The sequence below is a fragment of the Stutzerimonas stutzeri genome (assembly GCF_019090095.1).
Lineage (GTDB): Bacteria > Pseudomonadota > Gammaproteobacteria > Pseudomonadales > Pseudomonadaceae > Stutzerimonas > Stutzerimonas stutzeri_AN.
This window is the reverse complement of the sequence record NZ_JAGQFP010000001.1, coordinates 450060-469001: the sequence shown is the minus strand read 5'-3', so window position 1 is coordinate 469001 and position 18942 is coordinate 450060. Positions and strand designations below refer to the sequence as shown.

The following is an 18942-nucleotide window of genomic DNA, read 5'->3' as shown; positions in this document are numbered from 1 at the left end:
GCACAGCAACGATCACGCGCTGCCATCGGAGATTTCATGAGTAAACAAAAGCCTGCGGCGCCTCAGACAGTAACCCCGTCGCGTATCCGTGAAGGTCTCCCCTTCCCTCTTGGCGCGACCTGGGACGGGCTGGGCGTCAATTTCGCGATCTTCTCCGCGAATGCCACCAAGGTCGAGCTGTGCCTGTTCGACACCGATGGCGAGACCGAGCTGGAGCGGATCGAGCTACCCGAATACACCGACGAGATCTGGCACGGCTACCTGCCCGACGCTCACCCGGGGCAGATTTACGGTTATCGCGTGCACGGGCCCTACGAGCCCGAGGCCGGCCACCGTTTCAACCCCAACAAATTGCTGATCGATCCCTATGCCAAGCAACTGGTCGGCGAGCTGAAATGGTCCGAGGCCTTGTTTGGCTACACCATCGGCCATCCCGACGGCGATCTCAGCTTCGATGAGCGCGACAGCGCGCCCTTCGTACCCAAGTGCAAGATCATCGACCCGGCCTTTACCTGGGGCCATGACCGGCCCGTACAGGTGCCCTGGGATCGCACCATCATTTATGAGACCCATGTGCGTGGGTTCACCATGCGGCACCCGTCGGTGGCCGACGACATGCGCGGCACCTTTGGCGGATTCAAGACCCCCGAAGTGATCGATTACGTGCGCAAGCTGGGCGTTTCCTCGATCGAGTTTCTACCGATCCACGCCTTCGTGCAGGACCAGCACCTGCTCGAGAAAGGCATGACCAACTATTGGGGCTACAACAGCATCGCCTTCTTCGCGCCGCACCCCAAGTACCTGGCCAGCGGCAAGATCAGCGAGTTCAAGGAGATGGTCGCGCACCTGCACAACGCCGACCTCGAGGTCATCCTCGACGTGGTCTACAACCACACGGCCGAAGGCAACGAGCTGGGCCCGACGCTGTCCATGCGCGGTATCGACAACGCCTCCTACTACCGGCTGATGCCCGACGACAAGCGCTACTACATCAACGATTCCGGGACCGGCAACACGCTGGACATGAGCCATCCGTGTGTGGTGCAGATGGTGACCGACTCGCTGCGCTACTGGGCCGAGGAGATGCACGTCGACGGTTTTCGCTTCGACCTGGCCACCATTCTCGGCCGCGAGCACGACGGCTATGACGAGCGCCATGGATTCCTCGTGGCCTGTCGCCAGGACCCGGTCCTGGCCAAGACCAAGCTGATCGCCGAACCCTGGGACTGCGGCCCCGGCGGCTATCAGGTCGGTGGCTTCCCGCCCGGCTGGGCCGAATGGAACGACCAGTTCCGCGATACCGTGCGCGCCTTCTGGCGAGGCGATGAAGGTCAGTTGGCCGACTTCGCCAGCCGCCTGACCGGGTCCGGCGACCTGTTCAACCAGCGTGGCCGGCGCCCGTTCAGTTCGGTCAACTTCGTCACGGCGCACGACGGCTTCACGCTCAAGGACCTGGTGTCCTACAACGAGAAGCACAACGAGGACAACGACGAAGACAACCGCGACGGCAATGACAACAACATCTCCTGGAACCACGGCGTCGAAGGACCGACCGATGACCCGGAGATCACCGAGCTGCGCTTCCGGCAGATGCGCAATTTCTTCGCCACGCTGCTGTTCTCCCAGGGCACACCCATGATCGTTGCCGGCGACGAGTTCGCACGCACCCAGCATGGCAACAACAACGCCTACTGCCAGGACAGCGAAATCGGTTGGGTCAACTGGGATATCCCCGAAGACAGCCGGGCCTTGCAGGCCTTCGTACGCAAGCTGATCCGCTTGCGCCAGCGCTATCCGATGCTGCGTCGCGGACGCTTCCTGGTGGGCGCCTACAACGAGGAACTGGGCGTCAAGGACGTGACCTGGCTGGCCCCGCACGCGGAAGAGATGACCGTCGAGCATTGGCAGGACGGCAACAACCGGTGCATGGGCATGCTGCTCGATGGCCGTGCGCAGCCGACAGGGATCCGCCGTGCGGGCTCGGATGCCACGCTGCTGATCGTCGTCAACTCGCATCACGATGTGGTGAATTTCGCTCTTCCCGAAGTGCCGCAAGGCATCTACTGGAACCGGTTGATCGACACCAACAACCCCAACGCCCGGGCCGAGCGCTTCGACTTCAGCGACGAGTACGCGCTGACCGGACGTTCCCTGCTGCTGTTCGAGCTGATCAAGGAAGAGGAATAACCCAAGCAAGCCCATCGACGATGAGTCGCCAAGGCCCCGTTTTTCGGGGCCTTGGCGTTTCTGCGCGCTGCCGCTGCGTAGTGCAAAGGGCAGACTCAATCGTTTGCGCGATATCGACGTGCGGTAGTGAACCCCGCGCCCGCCGTTGAGTCCCACCCCCTGCGCGGCGTTCATGAAACCTACGGATTTGTTCCTGCGGCCGCTGGCAGGTTGTCCCATCCGTGACGGATCACACCCCTATGGCTTCGACTCGGCTAATCGTTACCCTGGCTCTGCTACTCGCCTGCTCCGGTGCTTCGCTGCCGCTGCTGGCCGGTGGCACTATTACCAACGCGACGCTCCCGTCCGGCAAGCCCGGCTCGGTCCGGCTGCTGGCCAACCGCGTCGGATCCGGCAAGGCGATGGTCGTGCACAACGATACGGACGTGCCGATCGAAGCGGTGCTGCGGCTGACGCGGATGGTCAACGTCACCGGCGTCGGCAAGGGCGTCATTCGCAAGACGATCCCTGCACGTAGTCGCCTGCGCATCGCCACGCTGCAAAAGCGCAAATCGGGTTATCCGCTGATGTATCAGCAGTCATTCAGCTATTCGCTGATCTATTCCCCAGAGCCGGGCCGCAAAGGCAGCGTTGGCGGTTACGCCTACGAACTGCCCTGGCAGGGAGGCCCGTTCCGGATCTCCCAGGGCGCCGGGGGCGATTTCAGCCACAACTCGCCCAAGGGACGTTACGCGGTGGACGTCGCGATGCCGGTGGGCACGCCCATTGTCGCCGCGCGGGCCGGCACGGTCGTCGAAGTGCACAACAGTCAGGGCGGTCGTTTCCCCAATCCTGCGGGCAACTACGTGAGGATTCGTCACGAGGACGGCACGCACAGCGCCTACCTGCATCTCAAGCGCGCCTCGGTGCGGGTCAAGCCGGGGCAGCAGATCAAGGTCGGCACGCTGCTTGGCCAATCCGGCAACACCGGTCGCAGTACCGGTCCGCATCTGCATTTCGTGGTGCAAAAGGAGTACGGCGACTCGATGGTGTCGATCCCCTTCCGCTTCTCCCGCCCGGTCAACGAGTTGCCCAACTTCGCCAGCAACGATTGACCGTCATCGAGGCAATCAGCGCTGCCAGACGAAGGTGAAGGACTCGTCCGTCGCCATCCGCTGCAGGTGGTCGGCCACTACGCCTTCCATCCTGTCCAGCTGAGCGGCGTCGGTCGTTTGCAGTTCAGCGTTCAGCGTCCCCTCGCCCGCCTTGAGCAGGCACGTGGTTTCGCCGAATGCGATACGGCCCTGCTGGTCATCGAAATCCACCTCGAACTTGTGACCCCAGTGTTTGCAGAGCCGACGAATCAGGCGGCTGGGGTTGGCGGTCTGGATCTGTGCGTTTGAACTGAACATGGGCATCTCCGTTTATGAACAAGGGTGGCTCAACCGAACCGATAAGCCGACAGCGTCGTCTGTATGATCCGGTCGGAAAATACGTTGCGTCCCGGGCTGTCCAGGGCCGCACCGGCAGCCACCATCAGCGGTAGCAGGTGCTCCTCGCCGCGTGGTGGATGGCACAGTCGTGCCGAGGGTGCCTCTTCCCAGTGCCGCAGGAGTTGTTCGCGCTGATCGGCCGGCGCGGCCACTGCGGCGTTGAGCCACTGGTCGAAGTCATCCGAGATCGGTGCGAAACGCGGGTCGCCGTAGCCTCGCATGTTGTGGAAGCTCATGCCGCTGCCAATGATCAACACGCCCTCGTCACGCAACGGCGCCAGCGCGCGACCGATCTGCAGATGGGCGGCGGCGTTCAGATCGCTGCGCAGCGACAGCTGTACAACCGGCACGTCAGCCTCGGGAAACACCAGCTTCAGCGGAATGAACGCACCGTGGTCAAGGCCGCGCTGGCGGTCCTCCTGAGCGGGAATTCCCGCCTCGCCGAGCAGGGCGACCAGACGCGCGGCCAAGGCCGGCTCGCCTGCAGCGGGATAGCGCAATTGATAGGTATGCGCAGGGAACCCGTGATAGTCGTAGATCAGCGCGGGATTGGCCGCAGCAGTGACCCGGACCTGCTGCTCCAGCCAATGGCCGGACACCAGCACGATCGCACGCGGGCGCTGCGGCAGCGTCGCGGCGACACCTTTGAGGAAGGCCGCAAGCCGGTCCCAGGCATCGGCCGGATTCCACTCCATGAAAAAGCACGGGCCGGCACCGTGCGGCAGAAACAGCGTCGGCTGCGGTTGGGAAGTCGGGGCATCGTCGGTGTGGCGGCGCATGGTCGTGTCCTCACAAGAGAGACGACAGTATGGATTACACTCGGTTTGGCTTTAACAGGCCAAAACACATCAACAGTTCCAACCCAGAGTAGGAGCCCAGATGCTCGATAAAATCACCGGCATGCGTGTCTTCACCCGCGCGGCCAGCGCCGGCAGCCTATCGGCCGCCGCGCGTCAGCTCGGTCTGTCGCCGGCGATGGCGACCAAGCACGTCGACGCCCTCGAGGCACGCCTCGGCGTCAAGCTGTTTCACCGCAGCACCCGTCGCCTGAGCCTGACCGCCGCCGGCAACAGCTATCTGGAAGCCTGCCTGCGTATCCTGCCGGAGATCGAGGAAGCCGAGGCCAGCGTTGCCTCGCAGCGGGTCGACGCAACCGGCCTGCTGCGCATGAACGTGCCGCTGTCGTTCGGTACGCGCTTCATCGCCCCCTTGATTCCCGAATTCAGCCGCCGCCATCCCGCCGTCAGGGTGGAACTGGGGTTGACCGACAGCCAGGTCGATCTGATCGAAGGAACCTGGGACATGGCGGTGCGCATAGGCCGCCTTACCGACAGCCCGCTGCAGGCCAGACGACTGGCCGATTGCCCGCTGCTGGTTTGCGCCTCACCCGGTTACCTGGCGCAACATGGCGTGCCAAAGCGGGTCAGCGATCTGGCGCGGCACAACTGCCTAGGCTACAGCCTGTCGACCCTGCTGGGTGGGCGCGAGTGGGCGTTCGGCCCGGCCGGCGAGTTCCGGGTGCCTATTCAAGGCAATCTGATCGCCAACAACGGTGCCGCACTGGTAGCGGCCGCCGTGGGCGACCAAGGGCTGATTTACCAGCCGCAATTCATCGTCGCGGCGGCCTTGCGCCGTGGCGAGCTGGTGACGGTCGAGCTGGACCAACCTCCGCTGGGGCTCGGCGGCATCCACGTGGTCTATCCGGCAGATCGCCGTCCGCCCGCCAAGGTACGCGCCATGATCGACTATCTGGTCGAGGCCTTTTCCGGCGAGTTGCCCTGGGCTACGCCACCGCGCTGATACCGGCGCCCTTCCGCAATCGCGCCGGGCAGCGGGCCTGGCTGACGGACCTGCGCAGCCTTCCAGAGCGCCACGGCAGCGCGCCTGCGCGGCGGTGGCCGCGAAAAAAGATGAACCGCGAAAGCCGCCATCAGTCCCAATGAAGGTGCACCTGTCGACGCAGCGTGCTGCTGGATGGCCCGCTGAAACGCAGGCCCCATCCCGAAGGAACGCCGACCGACTCTCATTGAGCCGGCCCATTCGCAGGATGTCAGCAACCATTCATACCACTCGAACTCACGGGTTGGGGTGGGCGTTACGGAGTAGCCATGAAAGCTGTTGTTTATCACGGTGTCGGCGATATCCGCCTTGAGGACGTTGCCGAGCCACGCATCGAAGCCCCTACCGATGCCATTGTCCGCATCACCGCCTCAGCCATCTGCGGAACCGACCTGCACTTCGTGCGCGGCACCGTCAGCGGCATGAAGCCTGGCACCATTCTCGGCCATGAAGCGGTTGGCATCGTCGAGGAGCTGGGCGACGACGTTCGCAACCTGCAGATCGGCGATCGCGTCGTGATTCCCTCGACCATCGCCTGCGGAAACTGCGCCTATTGCCGTTCCGGGTATTTCGCCCAATGCGACGTCGCCAATCCGAACGGCAAGGAAGCCGGCACGTCGTTCTACGGCGGACCGTCGCAAACCGGGCCCTTCCATGGCATGCAGGCCGAGAAGGCGCGCATCCCCTTCGCCAACATCGGCCTGGTCAAACTGCCGCCGGACGTCAGCGACGATCAGGCGATCCTGCTGTCGGACATCTTCCCCACCGGGTACTTCGGTGCGGAAATGGCCGAGATCCGCTCGGGTGATACGGTGGCGGTGTTCGGCTGCGGGCCTGTCGGTCAGTTCGCCATCGCCAGCGCCAAGTTGCTTGGCGCCGGGCGCGTGTTCGCCATCGACCAGTACGAAGACCGGCTGCGCATGGCGCAGCAGCAAGGTGCCGAGATCATCGATTTCAACCGGGAAGACCCCGTCGAAACGCTCAAGCGGCTGACGGCCGGTATCGGCGTCGACCGGGCCATCGACGCGGTCGGTATCGATGCCGAACACGGCTGCTGCGGCGGCAAGCCCGCCGATGGTGCGCAATCGGGCCAGGGCGCTCAATGGCAGCCCGGCGACGGACCGTCGCAGGCGCTGGAATGGGCGGTTCAGGGCCTGGCCAAGGCCGGCACGCTGTCCATCATCGGGGTCTACCCGCCAGAGGCCACGACGTTCCCCATCGGCATGGCGATGAACAAGAACATCACCATGAACATGGGCAACTGTCATCACCGCAAGTACATCCCCCGGCTGATCGAAATGATCCAGGCACGGCGAATCGATCCGGCGAAGATCCTCACCCAGGTGAAGCCGATGACCGACGCCATTGCCGCCTTCGAAGCCTTCGATCGGCGGGAACGCGGATGGATCAAGGTTGAATTGCAGCCGCAGCGGGGCAACTCGGGCGGTTCCGGCTCGGAAGAGAACCTGGTCGACAAGGCCGTTGCCGATACCTTCCCCGCCAGTGATCCGACCAGCATGCAGAGTCCTGGCAGATTCTAGGAGACGTCGATGGCGGCCATCCATATCGGCATTTCGGGCTGGCGCTACGCACCCTGGCGAGGCGACTTCTACCCCAAGGGGCTCACTCAGAAAAACGAGCTGAAGTTCGCCTCCCGCGCGGTCAGCAGTATCGAGATCAACGGCTCCTTCTACTCGCTGCAGCGGCCCGAGCTGTACGCCGGCTGGTACGACGAGACGCCCAAGGGCTTCGTCTTCAGCGTCAAGGCACCGCGCTATATCACGCACATCCTGCGTCTGCGCGATGTGGAAAAGCCTATCGCCAACTTTCTCGCCTCCGGTGTGCTGGCGCTCAAGGACAAACTCGGGCCGATGCTCTGGCAGTTTCCCCCCTCCTTCAAGTTCGACGCCGAGCTGTTCGAGACCTTTCTCCAGTTGCTGCCTCACGACACCGAAGCAGCGCTGGAAATGGCCAAGGGCTGCGAGGCGCGGATGGAGGGCCGTAGCTATTTGCAGATCGACCGTAAACGCCGGCTGCGACATGCCGTCGAGATCCGCAACGAGAGTTTTGTCGACCCGGCCTTCATCGCGTTGCTGCGCAAGTACGACGTTGCGCTGGTGGTGGCGGATACGGCCGGCAAGTGGCCGTATCGCGAGGACCTGACCAGCGATTTCGTCTACATCCGCCTGCATGGCGCCGAGGAGCTCTACACCAGCGGCTATACCGAGCAGGCCCTGGATAACTGGTGCCAGCGCATCCGGCGCTGGAGCGAAGGTGGCCAACCCGAGGACGCTCATCTGATCTCGGATGCCAAGCCCGCCGCGCGCAAATCACGCAACGTGTACTGCTATTTCGATAACGACGTGAAGGTCCGAGCCCCATACGACGCGCGGCAGCTGCTGCGCCGTCTCGGACTGGAGGAAAACCTGGAGACCACTCCGGGTCAACTGGAAGGAGCACTGGCTTGAATCTGGACAAGAATCATCCCCTGGACAGCCGGGACCTGGACGCACATATGTCCTCGGCGGTCGATTCGATCCGCCTGTTGACCGTTAATACGCACAAGGGCTTCACCGCCCTGAACCGCCGGTTCATCCTGCCGGAACTGCGTGAAGCTGTCAGGGCAGTGTCGGCCGATGTGGTGTTCTTGCAGGAGGTGCTGGGCACCCACGAAAAGCACGCCCTGCGTTTTCACGACTGGCCGAAGATGTCCCAGTACGAGTTTCTCGCCGACAGCATATGGACCGACTTCGCCTACGGTCGCAACGCCGTATACCCCGACGGCGATCACGGCAATGCGCTGCTGTCCAAGTTTCCCATCACGCGCTTCGAGAACCTCGACATCTCCATCGCCGGGCCGGAACGCCGCGGCCTGTTGCACAGTGTGCTTCAGGTCCCCGGCCACCCTGAGTTCCACGCGATCTGCGTGCATCTGGGCCTGCGCGAATCGCATCGGCAGCAGCAGCTCGGCCTGTTGTGCCAGTTGCTCGATTCGCTGCCCCAGGATGCACCGGTGGTGGTCGCCGGTGACTTCAACGACTGGCGCTTGAAAGGCGCGCAGGTCCTGGATCGCTGCGCCGGCATGCATGAGGTGTTCGCCGTGTCGCAGGGCAAGGTCGCCAAGACCTTCCCGGCCCGCTGGCCGATGCTGCGCCTGGACCGCATCTACGTGCGCAACGCGACGAGCCACAAGGCGCAGATCCTGGGTAACAAACCCTGGACGCACTTGTCCGATCATCTGCCCTTGGCGGTGGAGATACACCTATGAATTTTCACTGGAGAGACGGGAATCGTCTTCAGTTGCTGGAAAACGGCGAGGAATTCTTCCCAGCCGTGTTCGAGGCCATTGCGGCCGCTGAAAAGGAAGTCGTGCTGGAAACCTTCATTTTCTTCAAGGACAAGGTCGGCCAGGCGCTGCAACAGGTCCTGGTCGATGCCGCCCAGCGTGGCGTCAGCGTCGACGTAACCGTCGACGGCTACGGGTCTGCCGACCTGAACGGCGAGTTCGCGTCCACCATGGCGCGGGCCGGTGTGCGCATTCACGTGTTCGACCCCGGCAAGCGGCTGCTCGGCAAACGCGTCAACGTGTTTCGCCGCATGCACCGCAAGATCGTGGTGGTCGACGGACAAGTGGCTTTCATCGGCGGTATCAATTTTTCCGCCGACCATCTGGGTGATTTCGGCCCGGAGGCCAAGCAGGATTACGCGCTTAAGGTCGAGGGGCCGGTGGTGCATGACATCCACCGATTCGCCCTCAGCGTCATCGCATCCGGACGCGCACACCGACGCTGGTGGCACCGGCGCTCGCCGCACCAGAGCAATGGCTTTGTGGGCGTGAACCGCGGCGAGGCGCGTTCCCTGTTCGTGATCCGTGACAACAATGACCATCGCAACGACATCGAGCAGCATTACCTGCAAGCGATTCGAGATGCCCGCTCCAGGTTGTTGATTGCCAACGCCTATTTCTTTCCTGGCTACCGCGTGCTGCGCGAGATTCGCAATGCCGCTCGCCGCGGCGTACGGGTGCGACTGATCCTGCAAGGTCAGCCAGACATGCCGATCGCCAAGTTCGGTGCTCGGATGCTCTACAACTACCTGATGAGCGACGGCGTCGAGATTCACGAATACTGCCGCCGCCCGCTGCACGGCAAGGTGGCCCTGGCCGATTACGAATGGTCCACGGTGGGCTCGAGCAACCTCGATCCGCTCAGCCTCTCGCTGAACCTGGAGGCGAACCTGATCATCCGTGATCACACCTTCAACCGCCAACTGCATGAAAAGCTTGATCGTTTGTTGCAGGAGGACTGCCGCCGCATTCCGCTGGAGCGAATCGTGCGCGGCTACTGGTGGCGAGCACCGCTGGCCTTCGTCATCTTTCACTTCCTGCGGCATTTCCCGCAGCTGGTCGGCCTGTTTCCCGCGCACCGTCCGAAGTTGCAGCTGATCGATCCCGAGCCGCTCGAGCCCGAGGCCGCTCCCCTGCAACGAGAGCATCGATGAGCGAGACGCAGAATACCTCGCAGAGCGGTTGGCGCCGTCGTTGGCCGTTGATCAAACGGATTCTGACCTACGTGTTCTTCGTGCTGGTCGCCGGCCTGTTGGTAGGGCTGGCACGCAATGTCGACTGGAGCGAGGTCTACCGGACGTTAAGCAACTACGACCCCAAGCTGCTCTGGCTGGCCGGTAGCGCGACCATCGCCAGTTACGCCGTGTATTGCTGCTTCGATGTGCTCGGCAAGGGTTACGCGCGGCACGACCTGCCGGTTCGACAGATCATTCCGGTGACCTTTGTCTGCTACGCGTTCAACCTCAACCTGAGCGCCTGGGTGGGCGGGATCGCACTGCGCTATCGGCTGTATTCACGCCTTGGCCTGCGCGCCTCGCAGATCACCCGCGTGTTCACCCTGAGCGTGCTGACCAACTGGCTCGGGTATATCTGGCTGGCAGGCCTGATTTTCTCGCTGGGTGGAATCACCCCGCCCGAGGGCTGGGAAATCGGCGAGACGGCGTTGCGTGTGCTGGGCGTCGTGTTGCTGCTGGTCGCGGCCGTTTATCTATGGGCCTGCGGCTTTTCCAAACGTCGCCACTGGACCATCCGCAAACACGAGATTCACCTGCCCTCGTTACGCCTGGCAGCGCTGCAGATGGTGCTGGGGGCGAGCAACTGGGCGCTGATGGCGCTGGTGGTGTACTTCATGCTCATGCAGAAGGTGCCCTACCCGGCGGTGCTCGGAACGTTGATGATCAGCAGCATTGCCGGTGTGATCGCCCACATCCCGGCGGGCCTCGGCGTGATCGAGGCGGTGTTCGTCGCCATGCTTGCCGGCGAGCTGAGCCAGAGCGCCATCGTCGCCGGGCTGATTGGCTACCGGGTGGTCTACTTCCTCATCCCGCTGATCGTTGCGACCGTGCTGTACATCCTGCTCGAGGCGCGGGCGAAAAAGCTGCGTTCCAGCAATCAGGCCCGCCCCGGTGACGATCCGTCCGGGAAGCATCCGCCCACTGCGGCCTGACGCAGCGCTCGTCGTTCGCCCATGACTGTCTTTCCATGAAAAAGCCGGGAGATCCCGGCTTTTTCATGGCGGCTGCGCGCTCAGCCCATCACACCTGCGGACGCAGGATGATCACGCCCAGTGGAGGTAGCGTCAGCGACAGCGAAACGTCCTGACCATGCGCCGGCACCGCCTCGGCGAGGATCCCGCCACCGTTGCCCACGTTGGAACCCGCATAGCACTCGGCATCGCTGTTGAAGACTTCCAGCCAGCGGCTGTTGACCGGCACACCGATGCGATAACCCTCGCGGACCACGGGGGTGAAGTTACCCACCACCAGCAGCGGATGGCCGGTGGAACTACGGCGCAACCAGGCGAATACGCTGTTGGCTCGATCGTCGCCGATCAGCCACTGGAAGCCCTGCGGGTCGCTATCGAGCTCATGCAACGCCGGTTCCTGGCTGTAGAGCCTGTTCAGGTCACGGACCAGGTTCTGCACACCGCGGTGGTCAGCCTCGTCGAGCAAGTGCCAGTCCAGCTCACGGTCGTGGCTCCATTCGCGCCATTGGCCGAACTCGCTACCCATGAACAGCAGCTTCTTGCCAGGGTGCGTCCACATGAACGACAGGTACGCACGCAGGTTGGCGAACTTCTGCCAGCGGTCACCCGGCATCTTGTCGATCAGCGAGCCTTTGCCGTGCACCACCTCATCGTGGGAGATCGGCAAGACGAAATGCTCGGAATACGCGTAGACCATGCCGAAGGTGAACTTGTCATGGTGGTACTGGCGATTGATCGGGTCTTCCTGGATGTACTTGAGCGTGTCGTGCATCCAGCCCATGTTCCACTTGTACGCGAAGCCCAGGCCGCCGTCGGAGGTCGGCTTGCTGACGCCGGGGAACGCCGTAGACTCTTCCGCGATGACCAGCGCTCCGGGCGTTTCGGTCGCCACCACATCGTTCAGATGGCGCAGGAAGTCGATCGCTTCGAGATTCTCGCGGCCGCCGTGACGGTTCGGGATCCACTCGCCTTCCTTGCGCGAATAGTCGCGATAGAGCATCGAGGCGACTGCATCGACGCGCAACGCATCGACGTGGAATTCGCGCAGCCAGTGCAATGCCGAGGCGAGCATGAAGCCGTGCACCTCGGTGCGCCCGAGGTTGTAGATGTAGGTATCCCAATCCTGATGGAAGCCCTCGAAGGGGTGCGCATATTCGTATAGCGCCGTGCCGTCGAATTCACCCAGGCCATGGGCATCGGTCGGGAAATGCGCGGGCACCCAATCGAGGATCACGCCGATACCGGCGTTGTGGCAGGCATCGACGAACGCGGCGAAATCATGGGCGCTGCCGTAGCGGGCGCTGGGGGCGAACTGGGAAAGCAGCTGATAACCCCAGGAGCCGCCGAAGGGGTGTTCCATGATCGGCATGAGTTCGATGTGGGTGAAGCCAAGATCGACGACGTAAGGGATCAGCCGCTCGGCCAGTTCGTGCCAATCGTACAGGCGCCCGTGATCACCGCCGTCCCGTCGCCAGGAGCCGGCATGCAACTCGTAGATGGTCATCGGCGCCTGCAGCGATTGCCGCGCCACCCGCTGCTGCAGCCAGGCTTCATCCTTCCATTGGTACTCGAGCGGGTGCGAGATCACCGAGGCAGTGCCCGGCGGCAATTCGGTGGCCAGAGCCACGGGGTCGGCCTTGAGCGGCAGGATGCCGTGCGGGCCGAGGATCTCGAACTTGTAGCGGTCGCCCGGCTGTAACCGGGGGATGAATATCTCCCAGACGCCCGCCGGGAACCGCAGGCGCATCGGGTGCCGGCGTCCGTCCCAATCGTTGAAGCTGCCCACCACCGAGACGCGCCGTGCATTGGGCGCCCAGACGGCGAAGCGCACGCCCTGAACCCCGTCGACTTCCATCGGCTGTGCACCGAACACCCGACCGAGCTGCCGGTGGTTGCCCTCGGCGAACAGGTACAGGTCCATTTCGCCGAGCTGCGGTCCGAAGCTGAAAGGATCTTCAGTGACTTGTTCGCCACCCGCCCAACGAATCTTCAGCAGATAGGGCTGCGGATTGGTCAATCGCGTGAAGAAGAACCCGGGCACTTGCCCCTGCTCCATCGCGGCCAGCACACGACCGCCGGAGCGCTCCAGCACCTCGACGCCAAGCGCATTGGGCAGATAAGCGCGCACCACCAGCCCGTCTCCGTCCGGGTGCGGACCGAGAATCGAGAACGGATTGCCGTGCTCGGCACGTACCAGCGCGTCGACATCGGCATCACTGGGTAATAGGGTTTCTCCGGGCATGGTCACGACCGGTCGTTCATTCATTGGGAACCTCCATCGGAAATCTGTTGTGCCAGAGCCACCAGCCCCTGCAGGGGCACGGGCAGCCAGGCCGGGCGGTTCTCTGCTTCATAGGCCACTTCATACGCGGTCTTTTCCAGGCTGAACAGTGCCAGCGCGGCGTCCGCCCCGTTGGCGTCCTTCCAGGCATGTGGCATCTGCGCGGTCGCCTCACGATACGCTTCGAGGAAGACGCTACGCGCGCTCTGCTGGTAGGCATCGGAGATGGCCCGCCGCGCCAGATCGGCCGTTTCGGAGCTGTCGCTGATCTGGGCGTTACGCATGACCATCGCCGCGGCATACTCGAACGAGCGCAGCAGACCGGCCACATCCTTGAACGGACTGAGCTTGGCTCTGCGCTCCTCCAGCGAACGCGCCGGCTCGCCTTCGAAATCGATGAAATACGCATCGCCTTGCACCACCAGCACCTGCCCCAGGTGCAGGTCGCCATGCACGCGTGTGCGCACCCCGCCCACCGTTCGTTGGGCCAACCGTTTGACCTCCGCCATCAGCTGTTCGCGCTGTCCCAGCAGCTGATCGACCAGCGTCGCGGTCTTACGTTCCAGTTCACCACGACGGTTTTGCAGCAGGTCCAACGCCCGAGTGACCTGGCCACAGATCATCTGCTCCCATTCCCGGGTGTCGTCCGGCCCGGTCGGCTCGCTGGCGAAGGCGGAATTATCGGTCGAGGCCGCCAAGGTCATGTGCATTTCGCCCAGGCGTTGGCCGAGCAGGCGATTGAAGGCTTCCAGCTCCTCGAGCGCGCTGAACTGGTTTTCATGCAGGGACACGCCGCCGGCGATCTGGTCCCGCACCGCGCGATCGAGGGTATTGAGTGTCCATTCCCAGGCATCGCCCTGGTTGTCGAGGAAGCGCTGCACCACCATCAGGGCATGCTGTTCGCCCTGCTTGTTGACCCGCGTCACCTGCCCAAGCATGGCGGAAATGTGGTTGAAGCCCTGCTCGGTCAGGAAGCGGCCCATCTCCAGTTCCGGGTGCACGCCCGAGGAAATACGGCGCAGCACCTTGATCATCATGCTGCCGTCGATGATCGCCGAGCTGTTGGACTGTTCCGCCGTCAGGTAGCGCACATCGGCCTCTTCGGACAGCTCGATCTCGGCCAGTTGCGCCATGGGTTCGAAGCGAATCTCGCCTTCACCACAAGGCAGCACCTGTTCCTCACGCAGCCCCTGGATCACGCCCAGGATGAATTGCTTGAGCGCAAAGGCGTCGGTCAACAGCCCCACCTGCGGCCCGCGGCGCACCCGCGCCATGGCCAGCTGCTGCGGCAATGCGGTATCGAAGTCGCCCTCATCGAGGAAGCCCAACGGCAGCTGGTAGAGGTCGGTACGTCCGGCGGCCTGCACGGATATTTCGCTGAGCAAGACCGGCCGCTGCGGATCGCCGAACGGCACGCTGTAGCAGATCTTGATCGACTCGACCGCGGCGTCCTTGCTGGCGAACCATCTCCGTTTCGGCAAATAGGCCGGTAGCGATTCGGTTTCGAGGATTCGCTTGTTGGCAGCGGTCAGCGTATCCAAGCGTTTGAGGACCAGCGTTTGAAAATCGGGCATCGTTTCCACCGGTTCCTGGTGCCAGCTAGGCATCTGATGACTGGTTGCCAGTTGGAACCAGTAGAAGCCGTAAGGAGGCAGCGTCAGCAGATAGGGCAATTGCCCAATGGGCGGAAAGGCACTGCCGCCCACCATTTCCACCGGCACCATCCCGGCGTAGTGAGACAGCTCCAGTTCCGCGGCCTGGGCCGAGCGCGAAACGTTAGCGACGCAAAAGATCACTTCGGTCTCGCCGCTCGGCGTGGTGTATTCACGGAGGTAGGCCAGGATCCGGCGGTTGCTCGGCGCGAGCATTTTCAGGCTGCCCCGTCCGAACGCCTTGAACTGCTTGCGGATCGACAGCAATCGCCGCGTCCAGTTGAGCAGCGAATGCGGGTCGCGCTGCTGCGCCTCGACGTTGATGGCCTGATAGCCGTACAGCGGATCCATGATGGGCGGCAGCACGAGGCTCGGCGGGTCGGCGCGGGAGAAGCCGCCGTTGCGATCCAGCGACCACTGCATCGGGGTGCGCACCCCGTCCCGGTCGCCGAGGAAGATGTTGTCGCCCATGCCGATTTCGTCGCCGTAATAGATCACCGGCGTGCCCGGCATCGACAGCAACAGGCTGTTGAGCAGTTCGATGCGCCGCCGATCACGCTCGAGCAGCGGTGCCAGCCGTCGGCGAATACCCAGGTTGATTCGGGCACGCTTGTCGCTGGCGTAGTAATTCCAGAGGTAGTCGCGCTCCTTGTCGGTCACCATTTCAAGCGTCAGTTCGTCGTGGTTGCGCAGAAAGATCGCCCATTGGCAGTTCTCCGGAATATCCGGGGTCTGGCGCAGGATGTCGGTGATCGGGAAGCGGTCTTCCTGAGCCAGCGCCATGTACATGCGCGGCATCAGCGGGAAGTGGAACGCCATGTGGCATTCGTCCCCGGGTCCGCCGTCTTCCCCGCCGAAGTACAACTGGGTGTCTTCGGGCCACTGGTTGGCCTCGGCCAGCAGCATGCGGTCCGGATAGTTGGCGTCGATTTCCGCGCGGATCTGCTTCAACACCGCGTGGGTCTCGGGCAGGTTTTCGTTGTTGGTGCCGTCGCGCTCGACCAGGTACGGAATCGCGTCCAGGCGCAGGCCGTCGATGCCCAGATCCAGCCAGTAGCGCATCACGCTGAGCACGGCCTTCATCACCTGCGGGTTGTCGAAATTCAGGTCCGGCTGGTGCGAGTAGAAGCGGTGCCAGAAGTACTGCTTGGCCACCGGATCCCAGGTCCAGTTGGATTTCTCGGTGTCGAGAAAGATGATTCGCGTACCGGTGTACTTGTCGTCGGTGTCCGACCAGACGTAGAAGTTGCGCGCGGCCGAGCCCTTCTTCGCCTTGCGAGCGCGCTGGAACCAGGGGTGCTGGTCGGAGGTGTGATTGATGACCAGCTCGGTGATCACCCGCAGGCCGCGCTTGTGCGCCGCAGCGATGAAGCGCCTGGCGTCGGCCATGGTTCCGTAGTCGTCGTGCACACCCCGATACTCGGCGATGTCGTAGCCGTCGTCCCGCCGCGGCGACGGATAGAACGGCAACAGCCAGATGGTGTTCACGCCGAGATCGGCAATGTAATCGATCTTGTCGATCAGGCCCTGGAAGTCACCGACGCCGTCGTTGTTCGAGTCAAAGAACGATTTGAGGTGGACCTGATAGATCACCGCATCCTTGTACCAGAGCGGGTCTTTGATGAAGGCGGCTGGTTTGCGCGCTTTGGCCATGTTCTCGTTCCTTTCATGACCTCCAGGCCCCGCCCCTCAGGAGCGGGTGGAGACTGAAGTGAGCATCCAGTGGTTAGAGACCGGATTCAGTTAGCCGCGTAAGCCATTGATATGCTTCGCTATTAACTCTTTTTTCTAGAAATCACTTTAAGTCAGGATCTGGCGCGTCCGCCGTCAGGCGCCAGATCCCAAACGGCAGGTGCCAGGGTTCGATGCGCATCCATTGGGTCTTGCCATACCAGGTCCAGCGATGCCCGTTCATGAGGTCCTCGCCGCGGGTTTCGGCATGGTCCGGCAGCCCCAGCTCCCAGAGCGGCAGCTCGAAGTGCGCCTCCTGGGCGTTGTGCGGATCGAGGCTTATCGCGACGAGGATGAAGTTCTTGCGGTCCGGCGTGCGCTTGCCGAAATAGAAGATGTTGTCGTTGTAGGCGGTGTACGCCTGGAAGCCGAGATGGGTCTGCAACGCCGGGTTCTGCCGCCGGATGCGGTTGAGTTGCGCGATCTCGGCAACGATGTTTCCGGGCGCGTGGTAATCGCGTGGACGGATCTCGTACTTCTCGGAATCGAGGTACTCCTCCTTGCCAGGTATCGCCGCGGATTCGCACAGCTCGAAACCTGAATACATCCCCCACAGCCCCGACCCCATCGTCGCCAGCGCAGCACGGATCAGAAATCCGGGGCGCCCCGAGTCGTGCAGGAAGAACGGATTGATGTCAGGCGTGTTGACGAAGAAGTTCGGCCGATAGCAGTCACGCAGCGGTGGCTCGTTGAGCTCGGTAAAGTACTCGCTCAGCTCCGCCTTGTTGTTGCGCCAGGTGAAATAGGTGTAGCTCTGGTTGAAGCCGACCTTGCCCAGCCGCGCCATCATCGCCGGACGGGTAAAGGCCTCGGAGAGGAACATCACGTCCGGGTCGCGCTCGCGGATATCGGCGATCATCCACTCCCAGAACGGCAGCGGCTTGGTGTGCGGGTTGTCGACCCGGAAGATCTTCACGCCCTGCTCTACCCAGTGCCAGACCACGTCGCGCAGCGCGATCCACAGATCGGGCATGGCGTCTTGTGCGTAGAAGTCGACGTTGACGATGTCCTGGTATTTCTTCGGCGGGTTCTCGGCGTAGCGGATGGTCCCGTCGGGCCGCCAGGAGAACCAGCCCGGGTGCTCTTTCAGCCAGGGGTGGTCTTGAGAGCACTGGATGGCGAAGTCGAGGGCGATCTCCAGGCCATGCTCGCGCGCGGCGGCGACCAGCTCACGGAAGTCCTCCAGGGTGCCCAATTGGGGATGCACGGCATCATGGCCGCCGTCCTCGCTGCCGATGGCATACGGGCTACCCGGATCGTTGGGGCCGGCCTGCAGCGTGTTGTTGCGGCCTTTGCGGTGCTGCCGTCCGATCGGATGAATGGGCGTGAAGTAGAGGACATCGAAGCCCATGTCGCGAATCGACGGGAGGCGCTTGTGCACATCGCGGAAGGTGCCGTGACGGTTCGGATCGTCGGTCTCCGAGCGCGGGAACAGCTCGTACCAGCTGGCGAACTGGGCCAACGGCCGCTCCACTTCGAGCGGAAATACCGGGCTCTGACTGCAATGCTCGCGTGGATCGGCATCGGCCATCGCCGCGGCGGTTTCGTCGGCGAGCATCACGGAAACGCGCTCGTCATCGAGGTGCGCGGCACTGAGCCGGTGCAGTAGATCCTCGATGATCGCCTTGGTCTCACCCTGGGCCCGGCCGCTGGCGCGCTCGAGCAGCAAACGCCCCTCTTCCAGCTCCAACTGGACCGGCACGCCCGCGGCGTGCTTCTTCGACAGCTCGTAACGATAGGTTTCGTAAATGTCCCACCAGGCTTCGATCATGAACTCGTGGCTCGCCACCTGGGTGGGCGTGAATTGCCCTTCCCAACTGTCGTTGCCGAGTAGCTTGAGTCGCGCCCGACGCCAACCGCTTTCGTCCTTGGTACGCCAGCAGATCGCCGCGGCAAGCTGATCGTGACCGTCGGCGAAGATCTTGCTGGTGACGTTGACGGGGTGGCCGATGATCGCCTTGGCAGCGAACCGACCACCGTCTAGCACTGGCTCGGTCGACTCGATGGCAATGCGCGGCATCTTCAATGCCTGTTCCAGTCGGGGGTGGATCGCTGCGTGGGGTTGTGCATCGTTCATCGAGCGGGGCTCCTGGGGCCTGGGTCGTTGCAATCTGGCAACCCAACCGCGACCGAAGCGATTCCGTCCGGGTTGGGGTTGCGGTGTGAAAACGCTCATGCGGGCTTTCACGGGCTCTGTTCTTCCGAACCAAAGGAGGCCGTAAAAGTTC

The 18942-nt window shown here is 63.1% G+C and carries 13 protein-coding genes; 8 read left to right on the top strand and 5 right to left on the bottom strand.

Going from position 1 to position 18942, the window contains the following annotated elements; translation table 11 throughout:
• Positions 1 to 36 precede the first annotated feature (36 nt).
• Together glgX and KVO92_RS01970 are read left to right on the top strand one after the other, a co-directional pair.
• Complete coding sequence (glgX, locus tag KVO92_RS01975) at positions 37 to 2187, top strand: glycogen debranching protein GlgX (RefSeq protein WP_217474020.1); 2151 nt, start codon at positions 37 to 39, stop codon at positions 2185 to 2187.
• 239 nt (positions 2188 to 2426) lie between these two features.
• Complete coding sequence (locus KVO92_RS01970) at positions 2427 to 3281, top strand: M23 family metallopeptidase (RefSeq protein ID WP_217474019.1); 855 nt, start codon at positions 2427 to 2429, stop codon at positions 3279 to 3281.
• 15 nt (positions 3282 to 3296) lie between these two features.
• Here the strand turns inward: KVO92_RS01970 and KVO92_RS01965 are convergent, their stop codons facing one another.
• On the bottom strand, positions 3297 to 3578 hold the full coding sequence (locus tag KVO92_RS01965) for a DUF2218 domain-containing protein (protein WP_217474018.1): 282 nt from the start codon (positions 3576 to 3578) through the stop codon (positions 3297 to 3299).
• A gap of 29 nt (positions 3579 to 3607) precedes the next feature.
• Complete coding sequence (locus tag KVO92_RS01960; RefSeq protein WP_217474017.1) at positions 3608 to 4438, bottom strand: DODA-type extradiol aromatic ring-opening family dioxygenase; 831 nt, start codon at positions 4436 to 4438, stop codon at positions 3608 to 3610.
• Positions 4439 to 4538: 100 nt separating this feature from the next.
• On the opposite strand from KVO92_RS01960, the gene KVO92_RS01955 reads away from it, so the two are divergent.
• The 6 genes from KVO92_RS01955 to KVO92_RS01930 all read left to right on the top strand — a co-directional run bounded on the left by KVO92_RS01955 (position 4539) and on the right by KVO92_RS01930 (position 11011).
• A complete protein-coding gene (locus KVO92_RS01955) occupies positions 4539 to 5459 on the top strand; it encodes a LysR family transcriptional regulator (protein WP_217474016.1) in 921 nt (306 codons plus the stop codon).
• Positions 5460 to 5767: 308 nt separating this feature from the next.
• Positions 5768 to 7039 carry a zinc-dependent alcohol dehydrogenase gene (locus KVO92_RS01950; protein WP_217474015.1) on the top strand — a complete coding sequence of 424 codons (1272 nt, stop codon included), beginning with the start codon at positions 5768 to 5770 and terminating at the stop codon, positions 7037 to 7039.
• A 9-nt stretch (positions 7040 to 7048) separates the two neighbouring features.
• Positions 7049 to 7966: a DUF72 domain-containing protein gene (locus tag KVO92_RS01945; RefSeq protein WP_217474014.1), complete on the top strand. Its 918-nt coding sequence runs from the start codon at positions 7049 to 7051 to the stop codon at positions 7964 to 7966.
• A complete protein-coding gene (locus tag KVO92_RS01940; protein WP_217474013.1) occupies positions 7963 to 8766 on the top strand; it encodes an endonuclease/exonuclease/phosphatase family protein in 804 nt (267 codons plus the stop codon). The genes KVO92_RS01945 and KVO92_RS01940 overlap by 4 nt, the downstream gene beginning before the upstream one ends.
• Entirely contained in the window at positions 8763 to 9998 is a 1236-nt protein-coding gene (gene clsB, locus KVO92_RS01935) for a cardiolipin synthase ClsB (RefSeq protein WP_217474012.1), read from the top strand. Before KVO92_RS01940 ends, clsB begins: the two co-directional genes overlap by 4 nt.
• Positions 9995 to 11011, top strand: a complete 1017-nt coding sequence (locus tag KVO92_RS01930) for a lysylphosphatidylglycerol synthase domain-containing protein (RefSeq protein ID WP_217474011.1) — start codon at positions 9995 to 9997, stop codon at positions 11009 to 11011. Before clsB ends, KVO92_RS01930 begins: the two co-directional genes overlap by 4 nt.
• 88 nt (positions 11012 to 11099) lie before the next feature.
• Here KVO92_RS01930 and glgB read toward each other — a convergent pair whose 3' ends face one another.
• The 3 genes from glgB to KVO92_RS01915 form a co-directional block, all read right to left on the bottom strand.
• Positions 11100 to 13316: a 1,4-alpha-glucan branching protein GlgB gene (gene glgB, locus KVO92_RS01925; RefSeq protein WP_217474010.1), complete on the bottom strand. Its 2217-nt coding sequence runs from the start codon at positions 13314 to 13316 to the stop codon at positions 11100 to 11102.
• Positions 13313 to 16636, bottom strand: a complete 3324-nt coding sequence (gene treS, locus KVO92_RS01920; protein ID WP_217474009.1) for a maltose alpha-D-glucosyltransferase — start codon at positions 16634 to 16636, stop codon at positions 13313 to 13315. Before treS ends, glgB begins: the two co-directional genes overlap by 4 nt.
• A 142-nt stretch (positions 16637 to 16778) precedes the next feature.
• Entirely contained in the window at positions 16779 to 18791 is a 2013-nt protein-coding gene (locus KVO92_RS01915; RefSeq protein WP_217474008.1) for an alpha-1,4-glucan--maltose-1-phosphate maltosyltransferase, read from the bottom strand.
• Positions 18792 to 18942 lie beyond the last annotated feature (151 nt).